Origin of the sequence: Sphingomonas sp. G-3-2-10, assembly GCF_012927115.1 — a bacterium.
Classification (GTDB): domain Bacteria; phylum Pseudomonadota; class Alphaproteobacteria; order Sphingomonadales; family Sphingomonadaceae; genus Sphingomonas.
Genome location: NZ_JABBFY010000001.1, coordinates 1744548 through 1764066, shown reverse-complemented (window position 1 = coordinate 1764066; position 19519 = coordinate 1744548). Strand labels below are relative to the sequence as shown.

Annotated in this window: 20 protein-coding genes; 15 read left to right on the top strand and 5 right to left on the bottom strand. The window is 66.1% G+C overall.

Annotated elements, in window-relative coordinates; genetic code table 11:
* Positions 1-35: 35 nt before the first annotated feature.
* Positions 36-506, bottom strand: coding sequence for a DUF3237 domain-containing protein (locus HHL13_RS08745; protein WP_169555300.1), 471 nt, complete (start codon positions 504-506; stop codon positions 36-38).
* Positions 507-528: 22 nt separating this feature from the next.
* Positions 529-1086, bottom strand: coding sequence for a nuclear transport factor 2 family protein (locus HHL13_RS08740; protein WP_240953659.1), 558 nt, complete (start codon positions 1084-1086; stop codon positions 529-531).
* A 147-nt stretch (positions 1087-1233) separates the two neighbouring features.
* Here HHL13_RS08740 and HHL13_RS08735 point away from each other — a divergent pair, with 147 nt between their 5' ends.
* Positions 1234-1713 (top strand): flavin reductase family protein, encoded by a 480-nt coding sequence (locus tag HHL13_RS08735; protein ID WP_206376877.1) that lies wholly within the window; start codon positions 1234-1236, stop codon positions 1711-1713.
* Here the strand turns inward: HHL13_RS08735 and HHL13_RS08730 are convergent.
* Positions 1710-2513: an enoyl-CoA hydratase-related protein gene (locus HHL13_RS08730; protein WP_169555298.1), complete on the bottom strand. Its 804-nt coding sequence runs from the start codon at positions 2511-2513 to the stop codon at positions 1710-1712. The genes HHL13_RS08735 and HHL13_RS08730 overlap by 4 nt on opposite strands.
* Positions 2514-2652: 139 nt before the next feature.
* Here HHL13_RS08730 and HHL13_RS08725 point away from each other — a divergent pair, with 139 nt between their 5' ends.
* The 10 genes from HHL13_RS08725 (at position 2653) to HHL13_RS08680 (ending at position 14040) form a co-directional block, all read left to right on the top strand.
* Complete coding sequence (locus HHL13_RS08725) at positions 2653-2958, top strand: putative quinol monooxygenase (protein ID WP_169555297.1); 306 nt, start codon at positions 2653-2655, stop codon at positions 2956-2958.
* A gap of 310 nt (positions 2959-3268) precedes the next feature.
* Positions 3269-5710 (top strand): TonB-dependent receptor, encoded by a 2442-nt coding sequence (locus HHL13_RS08720; RefSeq protein WP_169555296.1) that lies wholly within the window; start codon positions 3269-3271, stop codon positions 5708-5710.
* A gap of 52 nt (positions 5711-5762) precedes the next feature.
* Positions 5763-6941, top strand: coding sequence for an LLM class flavin-dependent oxidoreductase (locus HHL13_RS08715; RefSeq protein ID WP_169555295.1), 1179 nt, complete (start codon positions 5763-5765; stop codon positions 6939-6941).
* Between the two features lie 88 nt (positions 6942-7029).
* Positions 7030-8520 (top strand): aldehyde dehydrogenase family protein, encoded by a 1491-nt coding sequence (locus HHL13_RS08710; RefSeq protein ID WP_346775524.1) that lies wholly within the window; start codon positions 7030-7032, stop codon positions 8518-8520.
* Between the two features lie 18 nt (positions 8521-8538).
* On the top strand, positions 8539-9282 hold the full coding sequence (locus HHL13_RS08705) for an enoyl-CoA hydratase/isomerase family protein (RefSeq protein WP_169555294.1): 744 nt from the start codon (positions 8539-8541) through the stop codon (positions 9280-9282).
* A gap of 10 nt (positions 9283-9292) precedes the next feature.
* Positions 9293-10861, top strand: a complete 1569-nt coding sequence (locus HHL13_RS08700) for an AMP-binding protein (RefSeq protein ID WP_169555293.1) — start codon at positions 9293-9295, stop codon at positions 10859-10861.
* Between the two features lie 21 nt (positions 10862-10882).
* Positions 10883-11671 (top strand): SDR family oxidoreductase, encoded by a 789-nt coding sequence (locus tag HHL13_RS08695; RefSeq protein ID WP_206376875.1) that lies wholly within the window; start codon positions 10883-10885, stop codon positions 11669-11671.
* 1 nt (position 11672) lies between these two features.
* A complete protein-coding gene (locus HHL13_RS08690) occupies positions 11673-12758 on the top strand; it encodes a 3,4-dihydroxy-2-butanone-4-phosphate synthase (RefSeq protein ID WP_169555292.1) in 1086 nt (361 codons plus the stop codon).
* Positions 12759-12770: 12 nt separating this feature from the next.
* Positions 12771-13574 carry a VOC family protein gene (locus tag HHL13_RS08685; protein WP_169555291.1) on the top strand — a complete coding sequence of 268 codons (804 nt, stop codon included), beginning with the start codon at positions 12771-12773 and terminating at the stop codon, positions 13572-13574.
* Positions 13575-13578: 4 nt separating this feature from the next.
* Positions 13579-14040 carry a VOC family protein gene (locus HHL13_RS08680; protein WP_169555290.1) on the top strand — a complete coding sequence of 154 codons (462 nt, stop codon included), beginning with the start codon at positions 13579-13581 and terminating at the stop codon, positions 14038-14040.
* Between the two features lie 38 nt (positions 14041-14078).
* On the opposite strand, the gene HHL13_RS08675 is transcribed toward HHL13_RS08680, so the two are convergent.
* Positions 14079-15032, bottom strand: coding sequence for an acyl-CoA dehydrogenase family protein (locus HHL13_RS08675; protein WP_169555289.1), 954 nt, complete (start codon positions 15030-15032; stop codon positions 14079-14081).
* A gap of 60 nt (positions 15033-15092) precedes the next feature.
* Between HHL13_RS08675 and HHL13_RS08670 the strand changes: the two genes are divergently transcribed.
* The 4 genes from HHL13_RS08670 to HHL13_RS08655 are packed head-to-tail and all read left to right on the top strand — an operon-like array spanning position 15093 to position 18088.
* Positions 15093-16217: an acyl-CoA dehydrogenase family protein gene (locus HHL13_RS08670; protein WP_169555288.1), complete on the top strand. Its 1125-nt coding sequence runs from the start codon at positions 15093-15095 to the stop codon at positions 16215-16217.
* Complete coding sequence (locus tag HHL13_RS08665; RefSeq protein ID WP_169555287.1) at positions 16217-16996, top strand: enoyl-CoA hydratase-related protein; 780 nt, start codon at positions 16217-16219, stop codon at positions 16994-16996. The genes HHL13_RS08670 and HHL13_RS08665 overlap by 1 nt, the downstream gene beginning before the upstream one ends.
* Before the next feature lie 31 nt (positions 16997-17027).
* The gene (locus HHL13_RS08660) at positions 17028-17339 is read left to right on the top strand and encodes an antibiotic biosynthesis monooxygenase (RefSeq protein WP_169555286.1); all 312 of its coding nucleotides are present in this window, start codon (positions 17028-17030) and stop codon (positions 17337-17339) included.
* Between the two features lie 17 nt (positions 17340-17356).
* Complete coding sequence (locus HHL13_RS08655; protein WP_169555285.1) at positions 17357-18088, top strand: dienelactone hydrolase family protein; 732 nt, start codon at positions 17357-17359, stop codon at positions 18086-18088.
* A 32-nt stretch (positions 18089-18120) separates the two neighbouring features.
* Here the strand turns inward: HHL13_RS08655 and HHL13_RS08650 are convergent, their stop codons facing one another.
* On the bottom strand, positions 18121-19422 hold the full coding sequence (locus HHL13_RS08650) for an MFS transporter (RefSeq protein WP_169555284.1): 1302 nt from the start codon (positions 19420-19422) through the stop codon (positions 18121-18123).
* Between the last annotated feature and the right edge of the window lie 97 nt (positions 19423-19519).

The window sequence follows — 19519 nt, the reverse complement described above, 5'->3', positions numbered from 1 at the left end:
CCCCCTCCCCTCCGGGGGAGGATTTGAGATCGGCCTCAGCGTATCGCGAAGACGTGATAGACCGGCCCTTCGGGCGCGCGCATTCCGTTGGTCACCGCGATGGTCCGGTTGAGCCACAGATAATCGGGATGATCGGTCACGAAGCGCGGGGTGGTGTGGAGGTACAGGTCTTCATACGGCCCCGGCTGGCGGTTGCGGAACCGATTCGCGGCTTCGGGCGAAGTGGGCGCGGCGATGCCGGTATAGTGCATCGCGATCCGCGCGCCGTCATCGGTCTCCAGCGCGGTGCGCACGTCGATATTCATCGTGCCGTCCTGCTGCCACGTCACCCAGTCCGCGCCATGCGGCAAAACGCGGCCGCGCAGGCGCGGGCCTTCGAAACTGCCGCCCACGACGGGGAAGATGCCCAGCCGGTCCTGCCCGCCGATCAACTGCGCTTCGGCATAGGAGACGTCGAGCCGCATCACGAACAGCGGCTCCCAGGACAGGGTTTCGATACCGGCCATTTGGAGTTCCTTGTGTGGGAGTTCAGGCGATCAGCTTGTACACCGGGTCCGCAGGCCAGCGTCCGCCGATGGGCGTGCGGCGGCCGAACCGCTCGGCTTCGGTGCCGGGCTGGGGCACGGCTTCGCTGACCCAGTCGAACACCACCGTCCGGTCCGCGACGCGCCATTCGCCGTCGCGCTTCTCGAACCGGTCGAGATAGCGGCCGGCCATATGCACGTCGGCGATTCCGCCATTCGTCCCCGGCTGCCGCTGAAGCGCGGTGAAATAGGATTCTACCCTCGCTTCGGCGCCGCGCAGGTCGATCAGGATATTGTGGATCTGATGGATGCCGCGCTCGATCGAAGGCAGGGTCTGCATCGCCCAGTCGATGAAGCCCGATGCGCTGCCCTGATACGGCCCGTGATTGTCGGTGCCGTCGGGCCAATAGGCGGATCGCAGCGCGGCTTCGTCGGCGCGGTCGATCCCGCGGCAATAGCGGAACAGGCAGTCGCGGATCATCTCGCGATCGTGAAGGGCTTCGATCAGTTCGTGGGTCTGCGACATGGAATCCGCCATCGGCCAGAAAAGGATGGCGGGCATCGTAGCGCGGCGGGCTCCGCAAACGCAGGGTTCGCGACCCCGCCGGCGATTATCTCGATTGAGATGGATAGTTGTCCGGTCTAATCATCGATCATAAGACCACATGATATGCGAAAACCTGTCCGTAATTCATTTGAGGAAGCAGCCGTGACCGCAAGCGATACGCTGAACGTTGATTTCAAGGCGGCGATGCGCCGTCTGGCGTCGGGAGTGGGTGTGCTGACCGCGCATGGGCCGGACGGAGCGGTAGGCATGGCCGCGACCTCGATCACGTCGCTGACGGCCGAGCCGCCGGCTATCCTGGTCTGCGTCAATCGCAGCGCGTCGATCCATGCCTGCCTGAGTGAAGGCGAACGCTTCTGCGTGAACCTGCTGTCGCGACACCAGAGCGAGGTTTCCGCTGCGTTCGGCAGCTCGGCCAAGCGCGAGGAACGGTTCTCGGTCGGGCATTGGTCGCATGACGCGGAGGGATTGCCGTGGCTGGAGGAGGCGCAGGCGAACCTCAGCTGCCGCGTCGCCGCGCTGGTGCCTTATGCCACGCACTCGATCGTGATCGGCGAGGTGAGCGCGGTGCGCGTCGCGGAAACGGTATCGCCGCTGATCTATCAGGACGGCGGGTACCTCTAGGCGCCGAACCAGTGCGCGTCGCGGTCGAGCGGGGCATAGCCGGGCTCGCGCTTCTCGCGGAACGCCGCGAGCGCTTCCTTCGAATCCGGATGGCCGCTCATCCGCACCGTTCCGGCCTGTTCGAAGGCGTAGCCGCTGGTCAGGTCCATGAACTCGATCCGGTCGAGGATACGCTTGCTGACGCGAACCGCGGTGGGGCTGTAGCCGGCGATGCGCGTAGCGAAGGCGGTGGCGCGGTCCAGCAAATCCTCCGGCTCGCAGACGATGATCGCCGCGCCGGCCGCTTCGAACTCGGCGGCGGGCAGGGGCTGGCCGGTGAAGTACATGCGGCGGACCAGCGGCTGGGGCGCCATCCGCGCGAGGTGGCGCGCGCCGCCCATCACGCCGACGGTCAGTTCGGGTAGGCCGAAGCTGCTTTCGCGCGATGCGACGACGAAGTCGCAAGACGCGGCGAGCGCGAGGCCGGTGCCCAGCGCGGCGCCGTGGATGGCACCGATCACCGGCACGCTGCATCCGGAGATTGCGTAGAATGCCTCGCGCACGCGCCACATCCGCTCCGTGCCGTTCTCCGGGGTCATCGTCGCGAATTCGTCGAGATCGTTGCCCGCGCAGAAATGCTTGCCGACTCCGCTGAGGATCGCGACGCGGGCATTGGCGGAAAGGCGATCGATGTCGCCGAATGCGTCGGCCAGCTCGATATACATGTCGCGATCGACGGCATTGGCGGGCGGGCGGTTGAGCTGGATATGGACGATGCCGTCGGCCGGTTCGCCCACGGTCAGATGCCGGAATTCGCGCATTGCCACTCCCCTGAATTTACCTCGCCAGTCCTGATTGGCGGCATTTATTTGTCTGGATAGGTCGATCGAGGTGCTTTGACAATTTGTCCAGATGTTTCGATACAAGACCGGCAAGAGACCATAGGACAGGAGAGCCGATATGCCGATCGCCGCATTGGTGACGATGACCGCGATTGAAGGCCGCGAGGAAGAATTGCTGGCCGCGCTGACCGATGTGCTCGCCGATGTCCGCACCGAGCCCGGCAATCTGATGGCGGTGGCGCTCCGCGATCCCGCCCAGCCCGGCAAGGTCTTCGAATTCGCGGTTTACCGCGATCAAGCGGCGATCGACGCGCACCGCAAGGCCGAGCATTCGGTGACGAAAGGTCCGCTGGTCGGGGCGCTGCTCGGCGCGCCCTGGACCTCGCAGATCTTCGAAACAGTCGACTGGCCCGAGTCGCGCTAAGACGGGCGTGAAGGCGCAATTCTGGCGCCGGCGGACTGGAAATCTGATGATCGAACGGATCCGCTATTCGCAGCCGCGATGCGCGCAGGCTGTTCTCTGCGCTGGATTTTCCGGCACAGGCTTCGCGCCTGCACAATTGCAGAACTTAGTCCGGACAATTTATTTCAGGCAGACATTGACGCGAGATGGTCCGGAGGATTAGTCTGGACAAATGCTCCACCCGTACTCGGGATCGCATACCGAGCGGCTTTAGCCGTCCGGTGATGGGGCACAAAAAAGAAGTACAACGAAGATTGGGAGGGGTTTGGCAATGCGAACGAAAACTATTCTGAAGTCGGCCATCGCGATCGGTGCTCTGGCGCAGGCGCTTCCCGCCCTCGCGCAGGACGCGACGCCCGCCGCGCAGGAACAGACTGTCCAGGAGGATCAGGTCAATCCGTCCGACGAGATCATCGTGACCGCCCGCAAGCGCGCCGAGACGCTGCAGAGCGTTCCCGTGGTCGCGCAGGCGTTCCGTCAGGACACGCTGGAGCAGTATGGCACCAACAACATCGCGGCGCTCACCGCGCGCGTTCCCGATCTTCAGGCCGGTACCGCGGTCAACTCGGTCGGCACCCAGCTTTCGCTGCGCGGCGTCGGCACCACCGCGCTGAACGCGACGATCGACCAGTCGATCTCGCTCAACATCGATGGCCTCTCGCTGACGCAGGGCATGGCGTATTCGGCCGGCCTGTTCGACGTGGGCCAGATCGAAGTGCTCAAGGGTCCGCAGGCGCTGTTCTTCGGCAAGAACAGCCCGGCCGGCGTGATCTCGATGCGCAGCGCCGATCCGACCGACCGGTTCGAAGGCATCGCCCGCGTCGGCTATGAATTCGCCGCCGACGACAAGTTCGGCGAGCTGGTGCTGTCCGGTCCGGTCACCGACTGGCTGAAGCTGCGCGTCGCCGGCCGCTATTCGGACATGAAGGGCTATTTCCGCAACGAGTCGGTTGCCCGGCCCAACAGCGGCACGATCAACCCGACCGATCGCCGCTTCCCGAATGCCGAGGCTGTGATCCTGCGCGGTACCGCGTTGTTCGAGCCGAGCTCGAACTACACCGCGCGCCTGAAGTTCACCTATACCAACACCTTCGAGAAGCGCTCCGCGACCTCGCTCGACGTGGGTCTGTGCCCGGACGGCACCGGCGGCGTTGCGCCGACCAACATCCCGTTCATCGGCGGGGACGATTGCAAGCTCAACAACATCTTCCGCGTCGCGACGCCCGATCCGGCGGCGTTCCCCGGCGCGCGCAACGGCGCTCAGCCCTTCTTCAAGTCGCGTCAGATCTTCGGCACGCTCGAGCAGAGCCTGCAGCTGGGCGACGCCGTCCAGCTGACGTCGGTCACCGGCTATTATCACAACGACCTGTCGACCATCCATCTGGCCAGCTCGACCGGCACCACCGCGGTGATCATCCAGGACAACGACTTCTACAACGACCAGTTCACCCAGGAACTCCGCCTCGAAAGCGATTTCAAGGACATCCCGGTCAACTTCATGATCGGCGGCTTCTACCAGAACGCCACCCAGATGAACCATGTCCGCGTGCGTTCGAACCAGGTGCTGGCGCTGCTGCCCGCGCTGCTGATGTCGCCGCGCCACTATGTCGATATCCAGTCGATCTCGGCATTCGGCCAGCTGACCTGGAACGTCACGCCGCAGATCGAATTCTCGGCCGGCGCGCGCTGGACGCACGAAGAGCGCGATCACGAACAATATAACTTCGCCAACCCCGCCGCGCCGGTGAAGACCGTGCTGCTCGATCCGCATCTCGAATCGAGCAACCTGTCGCCGGAATTCACGCTGGCCTATCGCCCCTCGACCAACCTCACCGTGTTCGGTTCGTACAAGTGGGGCTTCAAGTCGGGCTCGTTCAACTCGGCGACCTTCATCAACCCGACCACCGCATCCTCGTTCAACGACGAGAAGGTGCAGGGTACCGAAATCGGCGTGAAGTACCGCTCGGGCGGGCTGACCTTCAACCTGGCCGGCTATCGCTACATCTATGACGATCTGCAGGTCGGCGCGCTGGAGCTTCAGCAGCTTCCGGGCGGCGGGGGCATCACCTATGCGCTGCGCACCCTGAACGCCGCCGGGGCGAAGGTGCAGGGCATCGAGCTGGAAACGACCTACGCGCTGGACAGCGTTCCGGGCCTGACGCTGCACGCTGCGGCCAATTACAACAGCGCGCGGTACAAGGACTTCCCGAACGCGCCGTGCGGCAATGGCCAGACTGCGGCTGCCGGCTGCAACAACCTGCTGAGCCAGGCGACCGGCCGTTATACCGCGCAGGATCTGTCGGGCCGCCGCCTCGTTCGCGCACCTGACTTCACCGCTTCGTTCGGCTTCGATTACGAGACGGCGGTCGGCAGCGATATGTCGCTCGTGATCGGTTCGAACACGATCTACACCTCGGAATACACCACGACGCTGGTCGATCTTCCCGGGTTCGAGCAAGGGCCGTTCGCCAAGGTGGGCGCCAACATCGCGCTGCGCGGGCCGGACAAGAAGTGGGAAATTGCCCTGATCGGCAACAACCTGACCAACAAATACACCTCGTCGCTCTGCTTCAACAGCAACCTCCAGAACGCCACCGTTCTGGGCGGACAGATTTCGGGCGGCACCACCAATGGCGCGGCCGGCAACGACGAGGCCGCCTGCACGGTCGAGCGTGGCCGCGACGTGACCCTGCGTTTCTCGATCAAGTTCTAAGTCTCGCCGGGAGCCGCGCGAGCGGCTCCCGAGCACGAAGGAGTGAGTACAGATGAAGGTCAACCTGGGGCTCGGGGCGCATAATTCGGAGGATTGGCCTCGCTTTTCGAGCGGCAATTTCGACGAGCCGATGGCGACCCCGGACAGCGAAATCATCCAGAACGTTCTCGAGCTGGGCGACATGGCCGAGCCGCTGGGCTTCGACGGGATCTGGGCGCCGGACCATAACGGCACGCCCTATGGCATGACCCCCAATCCGCTGCAGATGCTGGCCTATTTTGCGGGCCGCACCGAACGCGTGACTTTCGGCACGCAGGTGGTTGTCGCGCCGTGGTGGAACCCCACCCGGCTGGCGCATCAGATCGCCTATCTCGACATCATCTCGAAGGGCCGCTTCGCCACGATCGGTATCGGCCGCGGTGTCGCCAAGTCGGAATTCGCATCGGTCGGCGTGCCGCGCGAAGAGAGCCGCCAGCGGATGGACGAGACGATCGACATCCTCACGCTCGCGTTCACGCAGGAGCGTTTCTCGTACGACGGCGAGATTTTCAAGATCCCCGAAATGTCGATCCGCCCGGCGCCGTTCAGCAAGGACCTGGCCACGCGTTTCCACGGTGCATCGGCCACCGGACCGTCGCTCGAAGCCAATGCCCGTCGCGGCATGATCCCGCTGTTCGTCGGCAACAAGCCGATCGAGGCTGCCGGCGAGGAAGTGAAGCTGGTCAACACCTTCCGCCAGGAAGAGGGGCTCGCCCCGGTCCAGCCGAAGAACGTGCTGTTCATGTACTGCACGCCCGTTCCCGACGGCGGCGAAAAGGCCGAGGAAGTGCTGAACGCCGCCAATCGCGACACGACGCTGCACTACGGCTTTGGCGACGCATCGAACTTCGCGGGCATCAAGGGCTATGAAGCCTATGCCGCGCGCCAGGCCTATGCCACCGCGCCGGACGCGGCGGCTGCCGGCGGCGAGAAGAAGTCGCCCGGTTACGACAAGTCGAACCTGCTGATCGGCACGCCCGACCAGATCATCGAGCGGATCATGGCCGCGCAGAAGGCCTGCTCCTTCTCCGAGATCACCGTGCTGCCGAACATCGGCACGATGAACCATCAGGACTCGGTCGACAGCATCAGGCTGTTCGCGAAGGAAGTGCTGCCGGTGATCCACAAGATGGATGCGCCGCTCCAGCCGACCGTTCTGCCCGACGGCTATCTGGCCCGGCAGACCGCCTGACTTTTGCCGCGCCGCCGGGCTTTTCCGGCGGCGCCCCCCTTTCTGAAACGGCGCGCAGCCCTGTGCCGCGCGCCCCGGAGGCTTGCGCGTGGCGCATCAGTACGAACGGATCTCCGGGAAGTTGCTCATCGACGGGCAATGGCGCGATTCCGATCGACGCGAGCCCAATCGCAACCCGTCCGATCTGAGCGACGTGGTAGGCGACTATGCCTGGGCTTCGGTGGCTCAGGCGGAGGAAGCGCTGGCGGCCGCGCGGCGCGCGCTGCCGGGCTGGTCGCGCAGCAATGTGCAGTTCCGTTCGGACATATTGCGCAGGGCGGGGGATGCGATCCTCGCCCGGGCCGATGCGCTCGCGCTGCTGCTGGCGCGCGAGGAAGGCAAGTTGCTGCGCGATGCGCGCGGCGAAGTGATGCGCGCGGCGCAGATCTGCCATTTCTTCTCGGGCGAATGCCTGCGCCCGCCGGGCCGGTTCCTCCCCGGTCTGCGCGACGGGTTCAACGTCATCGTCGAGCATGAGGCGGTGGGCGTGGTCGCGCTGATCACGCCGTGGAATTTCCCGATCGCGATTCCCGCCTGGAAGGCGGCGGCGGCGCTGGCGTTCGGCAATACTTTGGTGCTCAAGCCGTCGGAGATCACGCCGGGCTGCGCGGTGGCGCTGGCCGAAATCCTGATCGAAGCGGGATTGCCCGCGGGCGTGTTCAATCTGGTCAACGGTGCGGGCGTGGACCTGGGCGAAACGCTGATCGACGGCGCGGATGCGGTGAGCTTCACCGGCGCGACGCCGACCGGGCGCAAGGTGTTGGAGCGCGCCGCGCGGACCATGACCAAGGTCCAGCTCGAACTGGGCGGGAAGAGCCCGCTTGTCGTGCTGGGCGATGCCGATCTCGATCAGGCTGTCGACGCCGCGCTGGACGGCGCCTTCCGCCAGACCGGGCAGCGTTGCACCGCGTCTAGCCGGCTGATCGTGGTCGACGAATTGCACGATGCGTTCGTCGAGCGGCTGGCGGCGAAGGTCGCGGCGCTGAAGGTCGGCCATGCGCTGGACGAGGCGAACGATCTCGGGCCGGTGACCACCGAGGTGCAGCTGGCCAAGGACCTGCATTATATCGAGACGGCGAAGCGCGAAGGCGGCGAACTGCTGTCCGGCGGCGACGTGCTGGAGCGGCCGACGCAGGGCTATTACCTCGCGCCCGCGCTGTTCGCGAACACCACCAACGCGATGACGCTGAACCGTGAGGAAGTGTTCGGGCCGGTCGTCGGCGTGATCCGCGTCGCCGATCTGGACGAAGCGATCGCGGTTGCCTGCGACGCCGATTACGCCTTGTCGTCGGCGATCTGCACGAGGGACATCGCCGCCGCCGAACGCTTCCGCCGTGCCTCTCGCGCGGGGATGGTGGTGATCAACGGATCGACCTCGGGCGCGGACTATCACGCGCCCTTCGGCGGCCGCGCGCCCTCCGGATACGGCTCGCGCGAACAGGGCGCGGCGGCGGCCGACTTCTTCACCGAAATCAAGACCACCTACGTCAACCACGGCGTGCTTCCCGCTGGCGGAAGCAACCCCGCGGTCAAATTCTAACCAGAGAAAGTTTCCGACATGAGCAGCACCGAAACCCGCGTCACGACCGAGATCGCCGACGGCGTCGCCACCGTCACGATTGCGCGTCCCGAAGCGAAGAACGCGCTGACCAAGTCGATGTACGCGGCGATCCGCGAAGCGTTTCAGTCGGCCGACAAGAACCCGGACGTCGATGTGATCGTGATTCAGGGCTCGAACGGATCGTTCGCGTCGGGCGGCGACCTGAAGGAAATCCTCGACGTGCTCGAGAGCGACCGGCCGACCGACATCCTCGACTATGAGGAATATCTGCCGTTCGAAGCGGTGCGCACGACGAACAAGCCGACCATCGCCCGGATCGAAGGGCTGTGCATCGGCGGCGGCGTCACGCTGGCGCTGATGTGCGACATCGTCGTCGCGACCGACAAGTCGCGCTTCGCCATTCCCGAAGCCAAGGTCGGCATCATCGACGGCCACATGCCCCGCCTGCTCCGTGAAGCGATCCCGCCCGCGCGCCTGCGCTACTGGATGTACACCGGCGTGCTGTTCCCGGCGGCCGAGGCCTATGAAGTCGGGATGCTGACCAAGGTCGTGCCGGCCGAGGAAATGGACGCGACGATCGCGAAGATCGCGGGCGAACTGAAGGCCAGCTCGATCCCCACGATCGGCGGGTTGAAGAAGATCCTGATCGAGACGCGCACGCTCTCGCCGATGACCGACGCCAACCTCTCGATGCTCCAGCCCGAGGCGCTGAAGAAGCTCCAGGCGTTCAAGAAGAAGTGAGGGCAGGGGCGTGACCACCTTCCACCAGCTACTGCGTCAGGGCGCCGAGGAGTTCGGCACCCGTACCGCGATCCGCTTCGAGGATGCGAGCGTCAGCTATGAAGCGCTGCTCGACCGCGTCGAGCAGGTCGCGGGCGGGCTTTCCGCGCTCGGCGTGAGTGCGGCTGACCATGTCGCGCTGGTAATGGACAATTCGCTGGAATGCGTGTGGGCGTGGCTGGCGTCGAGCGTGATCGGATGCACCGAAGTGCCGATCAACCCGCAATATCGCGGCGACCTGCTCGCCTATCTGCTGAACGATTCCGAGACGAGCGTGATCGTGTGCGACGCGCATTATCTGGCGCAGGTGACCGAGATCGCGGCCAAGCTGCCGCTGCTGCGGATGATCCTGGTCAGCGGCGACACGACCGTCACCAATGCGGGCGCGGTGCCGGTGCTGGGGTTCGACTGGTTGGTGAGCGGCGAACCCATCGTGGTCAATGACGATGCGCCGGAACGGGTGATCCTCTATACCTCGGGCACCACAGGCCCGTCCAAGGGCGTGGTCCACACCCAGAAATCGATGCTCACGCTGTCGCGCTACAATGCCGAGATGCTGGAGTACGGCCCTGAGGACCGGCTGCTCAATTTCTTCCCGCTCTATCACCAGAATGCCCGCTACACCGGGGTGATCCCCGCGCTTTGTGCCGGGGCCAGCATCCGCATCCAGAAGCGGCTGAGCACCAGCACCTTCTGGCAGACCTGCGCCGAGGACGGGGTCACCGCGTTCAACTATCTGGGCTCGGTCCTGCGGCTGATCCTCAACGTCACACCGCCCGATCTGACGGCGGAGAGGCACACGATCCGCAAGGCGTTCGGCGCGGGTGCGCCGCCGCCGATCTGGCAGGATCTGGAAGCGCGGCTCGGTATCCGGCTGGTCGAAGTCTATGGCCTGAGCGAAGCGCCGATGGCGACCGTCAATGTCCGCAAGGGCGCGCAGGGCTCGCAGATCGGATCGGCGGGCCGGGCGAGCGATTTGTTCGAGATCGCCATCGTCGATGCCGACGACCAGGTGCTTGCCCCCGGCGGCATCGGGGAGATCGTGCTGCGCCCGAAGCGCCCCGATGCGATGATGCTCGGCTATTACGGCAAGGACGCAGCGACCGTCCGCGCATGGCGGAACCTGTGGTTTCACAGCGGCGACCGCGGACGCCTGTCCGAAACCGGCGATCTGTTCTTCGAAGAGCGCGAGAAGGACTCGATCCGCCGCCGCGGCGAGAACATCTCGGCATGGGAAGTCGAGGGCGTGCTGGACATGCACCCGCACGTCGCGGAGTCCGCCGTGTACGGGATTGCCGATGCCGATGCGGATGAGGAAGTCGCCGCCGCCCTGGTGCTGATCGATCCCGATGCCGATCTCGCCGCGATCCTGCGCTTCGCCGCCGAACGCCTGCCGCGATACGCGGTCCCCAGCTTGCTGCGGGTCCTGAAAGACCTGCCGCGCACCCCCACCGAGAAGGTCCAGAAGGCTGAGCTGCGCAAGACAGCGCGCGCCGATCACCGGACCGCAACCGACATCCTCGCCGCCGACGCGGCCTGAACCCCTTTGAAGGAGAATTTCGTGACCGATCAGACCAATCTCGACCGCCTTGCCCCCGCCAACCTCTTCTCGCTGGAAGGCAAGACCGTGCTCGTCACCGGCGCATCGTCGGGCATGGGCGCGGTGCTGGCGCAGGCCGCCGCAGCCGCCGGCGCGAAGGTGATCGCGGTCGCCCGCCGCCTCGACAAATTGCAGGAACTTGCCGCGCTTCAGCCGAACATCGTGCCCGTCGCCTGCGACCTTTCGAAGGATGCGGACATCGACGCGCTGGTCGAAACCGCGAAGGGTATCGGCCGGGTCGACGTTCTCATCAACACCGCCGGCGTGAACGCTTCGGTGGTGCCCGCCGAGCAGGAGACGACCGAGCAGGTCGCCAACACGCTCGCCGTGAACCTGCTCGCACCCTTCCGTCTTTGTCAGGCATTCGGCCCGGGGATGCGCGAAGCGGGAGAAGGCGCGATCGTCAATATCGCGTCGATCAGCGGCGTGGTGGGCGTCGGCCGTATCCCTCAGGCATCCTATGTGATGAGCAAGTCGGGCCTTGTCGGCCTGACCCGCGAACTGGCCGCGCAATGGGGCCGCTATGGGATCCGCGTGAACGCCATCGCCGCCGGTTTCTTCCAGAGCGAGATGACCGTCGACATGTATGCGTCGGAAAAGATGGCCGACTGGGTGCGCAAGGGTCAGTCGATGCCCTTCTTTGGCCTGCCCGACGATTTCGCGGGCACCGCGCTGCTGCTGTCGTCCAATGCGGGGCGTTTCATCACCGGCCAGACCTTCGCGGTCGATGGCGGCTGGACCGCCAAGTAACATGACCGCGCTGGCCACCACCGACGAGATCATCGAGGAATTCCGCAACCACCGCCCGGTCGTGCTCGTCGAGCATGGCGCGGCGGAGGATGTCGGCGTGCTCGTCGTGCCCGCCCAGTCGGTGGGGCCGGACTCGGTCACGTTCATGGCGCGGCATTGCCGGGGCATCGTGATGCTGGCGCTGACCGCCGATCGCGTCGCTGCGCTGCGCCTGCCGCCGATGACCGCGAACAATTCTGCTTTCTACCAGCAGGCGTTCACCGTTTCGATCGAAGCGCTGACCGGGGTGACCACCGGCATCTCCGCCGCCGATCGCGCGCGGACGATCCAGGTTGCGATCGATCCGGCGAACGGCCCGGATCAGATCGTCACGCCGGGCCATGTCTTCCCCGTCGCGGCGAGCAAGGGCGGCGTACTGGCGCGGCCGGGCTATACCGAAGCGGCGATCGATTACATGAACCTTGCCGGGCTGAACCCCGCGGCGGCGATGTGCGGTATCCTGGACGAATCCGGATCGATGGCGCGGATGGACCAGCTGGTCGGTTTCGCGCTGGAACATGACCTCCGCATCGGATCGATCCACGACCTGATAGAGCGGCGCTGTCGCGAGGAATCGCTGGTCGATTGCGTCTCGTGCGAGCGGTTCGAAAGCGCGCATGGCGGCGAATGGGAGCTGCGCGTCTATCGCAACCGGATCGACAGCTGGGAGCATTTCGCGCTGGTGAAGGGCCGCGTCGATCGCGGGCCGGTGCCGGCGATGATCCATACCCTGTCTTTGTTCGATGATATTCTCGGCCGCACCGGACCCGGCGGCGGGCAACTGTCGCGGGCGATGGAGGCGCTGGCGCGGGAAGAGGGCGCGGCGATCCTGCTGATCCGCGAGCCGGGCGCGCTGTTCCCGTTGCCGCCCGAGGGGGCCGCGGTGCAGCCCTATCCCCGGCCGGTGCTCAGCCGCGCTGGTATCGCGGGACAGGTTTTCGCGCATCTCGGCATTTCGTCGGTGACGTTGCTGGGCGAGACGGACGGCGCGACCGCGCCTATCCTTGCGGGCAAGGGCGTGACCGTGACGGGCACGCGGACGCTGTGAGGAGAGGCTGAGATGCGCGCGCCGAAATTGCACCAGACCATGCTGCGGGTCGCGGATCTCGATACGGCGGTGCGCTTCTATAGCGACGGTTTCGGCATGAGCGTGCTGGAGCAGGGCGAAGGCTCGGTGTTTGTCGGCTTTGCGGGTGAGCGGAGCGGGGCGCCGATCGAGCTGGTTTCCGATCCTGACCATGACGGGGGGTATTCGCACGGGACGGCCTATGGCCATGTCGCCGTGGCGGTGGACGATGTGCCCGAAGTCTTCGCACGGCTGACGGCGATGGACGCGGGCGTGATCCTGCCGCCGGGCATCGTCACGTCGGGCGGACCGGTCTGCGCTTTCGTCACTGATCGCGACGGCTATGCGGTCGAACTCGTCGAAGGCCGCACGCCGGCCAGCGAAGACACCGGCTTCGATCCGAAGAACGTCATCCTTGGCCCGCGCGACGGCGTGCGCCGCATCCTCCACACCATGCTGCGCATCAGCGATGTCGATGCCGCGATCCGTTTCTATGTCGAAGGGCTGGGCATGACACTGCTGGAGCGGATCGACATCGAAGCGAAGGGCGGGGTGACGGCATTGTTCGTCGGCTATGGCGCGGATGCGGGCGGGCGGCAGCTCGAACTGTCCTTCTACCGCGCCGCCACCGAGCCCTACACCCACGGCACCGGCTTCGGCCATGTCGCGATCGGGCTTCCCGATCCGGATGCGCTCTGCGCACGGCTCGACGCGCTGGGGATAGACCATGAAGTCACGCCGGCCGGCCTCTCGGTCAAAGACCCGGACGGGCACAATTTCCTGATCAGCCGAGGATAGAGAGATGCTCTTCGAGAACCAGTATCAGATTGCCTATGTCACCCATGACCTGAAGGAAGCGATGACGGTCCTGAGCGACCAGTTCGGCGTGACCGGCTGGCGCGGGCTGAACGCGGATTATGTGGTCGAGAATACGATCATGACCCCGGAGGGCGAGAAGAGCATCACGATGCGCGTGGCGATCGCCATCCTCGGCAACATGACGCTGGAAGTGCTGGAGCCGATCGCGGGAGAGACGACGATCTTCACCGAGATGCTGGTGCCGGGCCAGTTGCTGCGGCTCCACCACCTCGGCTTCCGTTGCAACGATCTGGATGCGGCGAAGGCGGCCAACGCGAAATATGGGCGTCAGGTGGTGTCCGAAGGGCGGTTCAAGGCGGCGCACTTCATCTATGTCGATGCGCGCGAAACGCTGGGGCATTTTCTGGAATATGTCGCCGCGCCTGCGGAATATTGGAACCGGTGACTTAGAAATCCTCCCCCAGGCGGGGGAGGATTTGTATCTTACGCCGCAGCTGCGACTCGCTCGGCCATCGCTTCGGTCCCGCCAGCCAGTGCCGCCAGCAGTTGTGCGCGCTTCAGCAGCAGGTGGGGTTCGGCTTCCGCGCTGAAACCGATGCCGCCATGCACCTGGATATTGGTGCCGCCATTGTCGATCGCGGCGGCCGAGGCGAACAGCAAGGCGCTCTCTACGCGGTGCGCCGTGTCCGCCCGCGCGCTGTCGAAGGCGACCGCCGCGAAGCTCGTCGCGTCCGCCGCGCCGCGTGCCGCGATGGCCATTGTCGCGCAGTGGTGCTTGATCGCCTGAAAGCTGCCGATCGGTCGGCCGAACTGCTCGCGCAGCTTTGCATAGTCGACCGCCATGTCGAGCGCGGCCTGCGCGATCCCCGCCATCGCCGCCGCATCGATCAGCCGCAGCAATTGCAGCTCGCGCGCGTCGAGCGTGCGCAGCGCGGGGCCGAGCGGGCCGGTCATCAGCCGCACGCCCCAGGTAAACTCGTCGACCGGCTGCGCCACTTCGGGCACCGCATGGAGCACCGCGCCGCCGCCCGAGCGGACCAGCAGCAGGTTCGCACCGGGTTCGTTCACCCAAAGCATTTCGCCATCGCCGAATGCGGGCGCGACGCGCGGCGTTTCGTTCAGATCGAGTGCCGCGCCGAAGGTAGCGATCGTCGCCAGCAGCGCGGGCGATGCCAGCTGGCGGCCCAGCGTCACTGCGATCAATGCAACTTCGGTCGCACCCAGTCCGCTGCCGCCGCGATCCTCGCCGACGCCGGCGTTGAGGATGCCGAGACCGGCAAGCTGCTCCCAGACATCGGCGCTCTCGCTGCCGCCCTGATGCGCGCGCGCCAACGGCAGGAGTTCGGTCAGCGCCGATTCCATCTCGCCGGCCAGCGCCAACTGTTCCGCGTCGGGTTGATAACGAAGGCCCACATGCATCTCGCTTGATCCAGTCATGTATAAATGTATGGACAACTTCGCAGGGAGCGTCAATCTGGGGCTCAAGATGGAGAGGGCATGAGCGACACGATCGAAACCTTCCGCGCCGATGCGCGCCGCTGGCTGGAAGCGAATGTGCCGTCCGAACCCGCGCCGTTCGACGGACCCGATGGCCGCGCTTTTGCGCTGGCGTGGCAGAAGCGGCAGTTCGACGGCGGTTGGGCGGGTCTGGCATGGCCGAAGGAGATGGGCGGGCGTGGCCTGTCCGTTCTCGAGCAGATCGTCTGGTACGAGGAATATGCCCGTGCCGGCGCGCCTTCGACGCTCAATTCGCTGTTCGTCGCGCTGAACCATGCAGGTCCCACGCTGATGGCGTGCGGGACCGAGGCGCAGAAGGCGTTCCATTTGCCCCGCATCCTGGGCGGCGAATCGGTCTGGTGTCAGGGCTTTTCCGAGCCGGGTTCGGGATCGGACCTTGCCTCGATCAAGACGCGTGGCCGCGTGGAGGGCGATCATCTGGTGATCGACGGGCAGAAGATCTGGACCAGCTATGCCGACACGGCCGACTGGCAGGAGCTGCTGATCCGCACCGATCCCGAGGCCAAGACCAGCGGCGCGCTGACCTGGATCATCTGCCCGATGGATGCCGAAGGCATCACCGTGCGCCCGATCAAGACGATGGCCGGACCCTATAAATATTGCGAGGTCTTCTACGATTCGGTGCGGGTGCCGCTGTCGAACGTGGTCGGCGGGCTCAACAATGGCTGGGCGACCGCGATGTCGACGCTGGCGTTCGAGCGCGGCACGGCGAGCCTTGGCCTGATCATCGCGCTGACGCTCCAGATCGCGGAGATGCTGAAGGATTGCCCGGCCTCGCGTCAGGCGATGCGCCAGCGGCTGGCGGTGCTGAGCGCCGAGGGCGCGGCGATTCAGGCGAGCGCCTATCGCGTCGCTTTGTCCGACGCGAATGTGCCCGACGCGAGCGCGTCGCTGGTCCGTCTCGCCTTTGCCGAACTGGGCAAGAAGGTGCAGGCCGCGGCGATCGACCTGTACGGCGTGGCGTCGGCGCGCGTGCTGGGCGTGCATGGTCTGGGCCACGACTATCTCGATGCCTTTTCCGAGACGATCGCGGGCGGCACGGCCGAGATTCAGCGCAACATCATTGGCGAGCGCGTGCTTGGCCTTCCGAAAGGTCCGCGCTGATGAGCGACTCGATGATCCGCGTCGAGCGGCGGGGCCATGTCACCATCATCACGATGGACCGTCCGCAGCGCCGCAACGCGCTCGACGCCGCGGCGCAGGCCGAGATGTCGGCGGCGTTCGATAGTTTCGCTGCTGACGACGATCAGTGGATCGCGATCCTGACCGGTGCCGGGGAGCAGGCCTTCTCCGCCGGGCATGATCTGAAGACCGTCGCGCCGGATGGGCCCGAGGGACTGCCCGCGAGCGGTTTCGGCGGGATCACCGCGCGGTTCGATCTCGACAAGCCGGTGATCGCCGCAGTCAACGGTTTCGCGGTCGGCGGCGGGTTCGAGATGGCGCTGGCCTGCGACATCGTGGTCGCCGGGCCGGGGGCGAGCTTTGCGCTGCCCGAAGTGAAGGTCGGGCTGATCGCGCTGGGCGGGGGCATCCTTCGCCTGCCGCGCGCGATCGGGATGCAGCGGGCGATGGGCCTGATGCTCACCGGCCGCAGGGTCACCGCCGAAGAGGGGCTGGCGATGGGCTTCGTCACCGAAATTGCGGGCGACGAGGGCGTGCTGGCGGCTGCCCTGCGCTGGGCCGATCTGCTGCTCGAAGCGAGCCCGCTGGGCGTGCGCGCGACCAAGGCGGTGGCGCTGCAATGCATCGACGAGCCGCTGGAGACGGCGATGGGCCGGCAATGGACGCTGCCTTCGGTCCGCCGCGCGCAAGCCTCCGCCGACGCGCTGGAGGGCCCGGCCGCGTTCAACGAGCGCCGCGCACCGAACTGGACGGGGCGGTAGAATAAGTCCGGACATAAGCAGGAGGTAGGCGATGGCGATTGGTGCTTTTGTGACGCTCACGCCCAAAGTCGGCGCGGCTGCGGAACTGCTCGAAAGGACCGTCGACGTGATCGCCGATGTCCGCACCGAACCCGGCAATCTGATGTCGGTCACGCTGCGCGACCCCGATCAGCCGGAGAAGATATTCCTCTTCGAAATCTATCGCGATCAGGCGGCGATCGCCGCGCACAAGGTGGCCGCCCACTCGGTCGAGAAGGGACCGGCGGTCCATGCGCTGTTCGGCGAGCCGCTGCACACCGCATGGTTCGAGACGGTCGACTGGCCGGAAGACCCGCGTTCATAACCATAAGGGAGTTGCCGATGCCGAATTTTGTCAGGACGCCGATCGACTATTCGTTCGGCGATATCGTCATGTCGGGCGAACTGGTGGTCGATGCGTCGATCGCCGGTCCGCGCCCTGGCGTGCTGGTCGTCCATGAAGCCTTTGGGCTGGGCGAACATGCGATCGCCAATGCCGAGCGCCTTGCCGGCCTGGGCTATGCCGCGCTGGCGATGGATTTGTGGGGCAGTCGCGCGCAGATCACCGAGATGCCGAAGGTGATGGACGCGATCGGCGCGATGATCGCTGATCGTGCGACCTGGATGGGGCGTGTCGGTGCGGCGCTCGATACGCTGGCGGATCAGCCCGAAGTCGATGCGGCGAAGCTGGCCGCGATCGGCTATTGTTTCGGCGGGGCGAGTGTTCTCGAATTCGCACGGACCGGCGGTGGTGTGCTGGGTGTGGGCAGCTTCCACGGTGCGCTCAATCCGCTGGGTGCGGACTGGTCGTCGGAGCGCACCAAGGGCAAGCTGCTGATTTGTACCGGCTGGGACGATCCGCTGGTGCCGGCGGCGGCGATCGCTGCCTTTCAGGAGAATATCGCGGGCAGCGGCGTCGACTGGGAATTGAACCTCTACAGCGGCACGCGGCACAGCTTCACCAATCCCGCGTTCCAGGGCGCGGCCGCGAACGAGATGATCGAGTACAACGCCCAGTCCGACCGCCGCTCGCGCGAGCGGCTCGACGCGTTCCTCGCCGAAATCTTCGCCTGATACCGAATAGCGCCGGGCCCTGCGGTCCGGCGCTATTCGTTCACTACTTCCTTGCGGAAGCTGGGCAGGGCGATCGCGAAGCAGATTGCGGCGGCCAGATAGGCAGCCGGCACCACCAGCATCCCGTGCGACAGCGCGTCGGCGCCGAACTGCGGCTTCAGCGCATCGCTGACCATGCCCGCCACCAGCGGACCGAGGCCGCCGAGGATCGCGGTCGCGAGCAGCAGCAGCGCGGAAACTCGCGCGCGAAGATCGACCGGCGCGAGACGGTGCAACGCGGCGGTGATCGGTGCGGCATAGACCATCGCGATGGCAAGATTGATCGCCGCGCCGAGGATCGCGACCAAGGTGTTGGAGGCCGTATAGGCCAGCACCGACAGCGGCAGCGCGCCGAGGATCATCGCGATGATCACGCCCAGCTGCCAGCGAATGTCGCGCGCCGAGAGCCGGTCCGCCGCCCAGCCGATCACGATCAGCCCGACGATGCCGACGACCCCGCCGGCGACGCCGAAGGTCACGCCCGCTTCGCCCACGGTCATGCCGTGGGACCGCATCAGATAGGCCGGGGTGAAGGCCATCGAGGTGTAGCCGCCCATGCCGACGAACGCTGCCCCCGCCAGCGTGGCGAGCAGGCTACGCTTGCGCAGCAGATGGAGGAATCTGGGCTGGGGCTGTTCGGCGTCGCGCGGACGGCTGGCCACGCCCGCGCCGCGCCCGAACGACAGCCAGGCAAGCAGCGCGAGCGCGATGCCGATCCCGCCCATCAGCATGAAGGTGTGCCGCCAGCCGAGCGCCTGTCCGAACACGCCGCCGACGATGAACCCCGCCATCGTACCCAGCGGCAGGCACATGGTGAAAAGCGAGAAGGCGGTGGTGCGGCTCTTCGCCGGGATGTGGCGAGTGATGAAGGCGTGCGCCGCGGGCATCCCGCCGGCTTCGCCCAGCGCCACGCCGCACCGGGTGAGCGCCAGTTGCCACCCCGCGACCACCCAGCCGCCCAGCGCGGTCATCAGGCTCCAGATGCCGAGCGAGAAGGTGATCACCGCCGGATAGCGCCCGCGATCCGATTGCGACGCGATCGGGATGCTCGCCAGCGCATAGATGGCGAGGAAGCCGACGCCGTTGACGATGCCCAGCACCGTATCCGACAGGACGAGGTCCTTCTTGATCGGCTCGGCAAGGATCGCGGGCAGGACGCGGTCGAGATAGTTGAGCATCCCGATCAGCATCAGGAAGACCACGCCGGCCCAGGGCCGCGCCATCATCCAGCCGGGCGCGGCGGCATCCGGCGTTTCGCTGCCCGCAATGCCCTGCGCGTTCCTGTTCGTTGCCATCGACCCGGCCATCCTCTTGCGTCCCCGGTCCTCCGAAGCGGGACGGTCGGCATCGGGCGCGGCCATGCGACCGCGCCGGCGCGTTGCCGCCCGCGAA

Coding starts and splice junctions, on each gene's coding strand:
- HHL13_RS08745 (WP_169555300.1), bottom strand. CDS start 506: ATGGCCGGTATCGAAACCCTGTCCTGGGAGCCGCTGTTCGTGATGCGG.
- HHL13_RS08740 (WP_240953659.1), bottom strand. CDS start 1,086: ATGCCCGCCATCCTTTTCTGGCCGATGGCGGATTCCATGTCGCAGACC.
- HHL13_RS08730 (WP_169555298.1), bottom strand. CDS start 2,513: ATGCGCGAATTCCGGCATCTGACCGTGGGCGAACCGGCCGACGGCATC.
- HHL13_RS08725 (WP_169555297.1), top strand. CDS start 2,653: ATGCCGATCGCCGCATTGGTGACGATGACCGCGATTGAAGGCCGCGAG.
- HHL13_RS08720 (WP_169555296.1), top strand. CDS start 3,269: ATGCGAACGAAAACTATTCTGAAGTCGGCCATCGCGATCGGTGCTCTG.
- HHL13_RS08715 (WP_169555295.1), top strand. CDS start 5,763: ATGAAGGTCAACCTGGGGCTCGGGGCGCATAATTCGGAGGATTGGCCT.
- HHL13_RS08705 (WP_169555294.1), top strand. CDS start 8,539: ATGAGCAGCACCGAAACCCGCGTCACGACCGAGATCGCCGACGGCGTC.
- HHL13_RS08690 (WP_169555292.1), top strand. CDS start 11,673: ATGACCGCGCTGGCCACCACCGACGAGATCATCGAGGAATTCCGCAAC.
- HHL13_RS08685 (WP_169555291.1), top strand. CDS start 12,771: ATGCGCGCGCCGAAATTGCACCAGACCATGCTGCGGGTCGCGGATCTC.
- HHL13_RS08680 (WP_169555290.1), top strand. CDS start 13,579: ATGCTCTTCGAGAACCAGTATCAGATTGCCTATGTCACCCATGACCTG.
- HHL13_RS08675 (WP_169555289.1), bottom strand. CDS start 15,032: ATGACTGGATCAAGCGAGATGCATGTGGGCCTTCGTTATCAACCCGAC.
- HHL13_RS08670 (WP_169555288.1), top strand. CDS start 15,093: ATGAGCGACACGATCGAAACCTTCCGCGCCGATGCGCGCCGCTGGCTG.
- HHL13_RS08665 (WP_169555287.1), top strand. CDS start 16,217: ATGAGCGACTCGATGATCCGCGTCGAGCGGCGGGGCCATGTCACCATC.
- HHL13_RS08660 (WP_169555286.1), top strand. CDS start 17,028: ATGGCGATTGGTGCTTTTGTGACGCTCACGCCCAAAGTCGGCGCGGCT.
- HHL13_RS08655 (WP_169555285.1), top strand. CDS start 17,357: ATGCCGAATTTTGTCAGGACGCCGATCGACTATTCGTTCGGCGATATC.
- HHL13_RS08650 (WP_169555284.1), bottom strand. CDS start 19,422: ATGGCAACGAACAGGAACGCGCAGGGCATTGCGGGCAGCGAAACGCCG.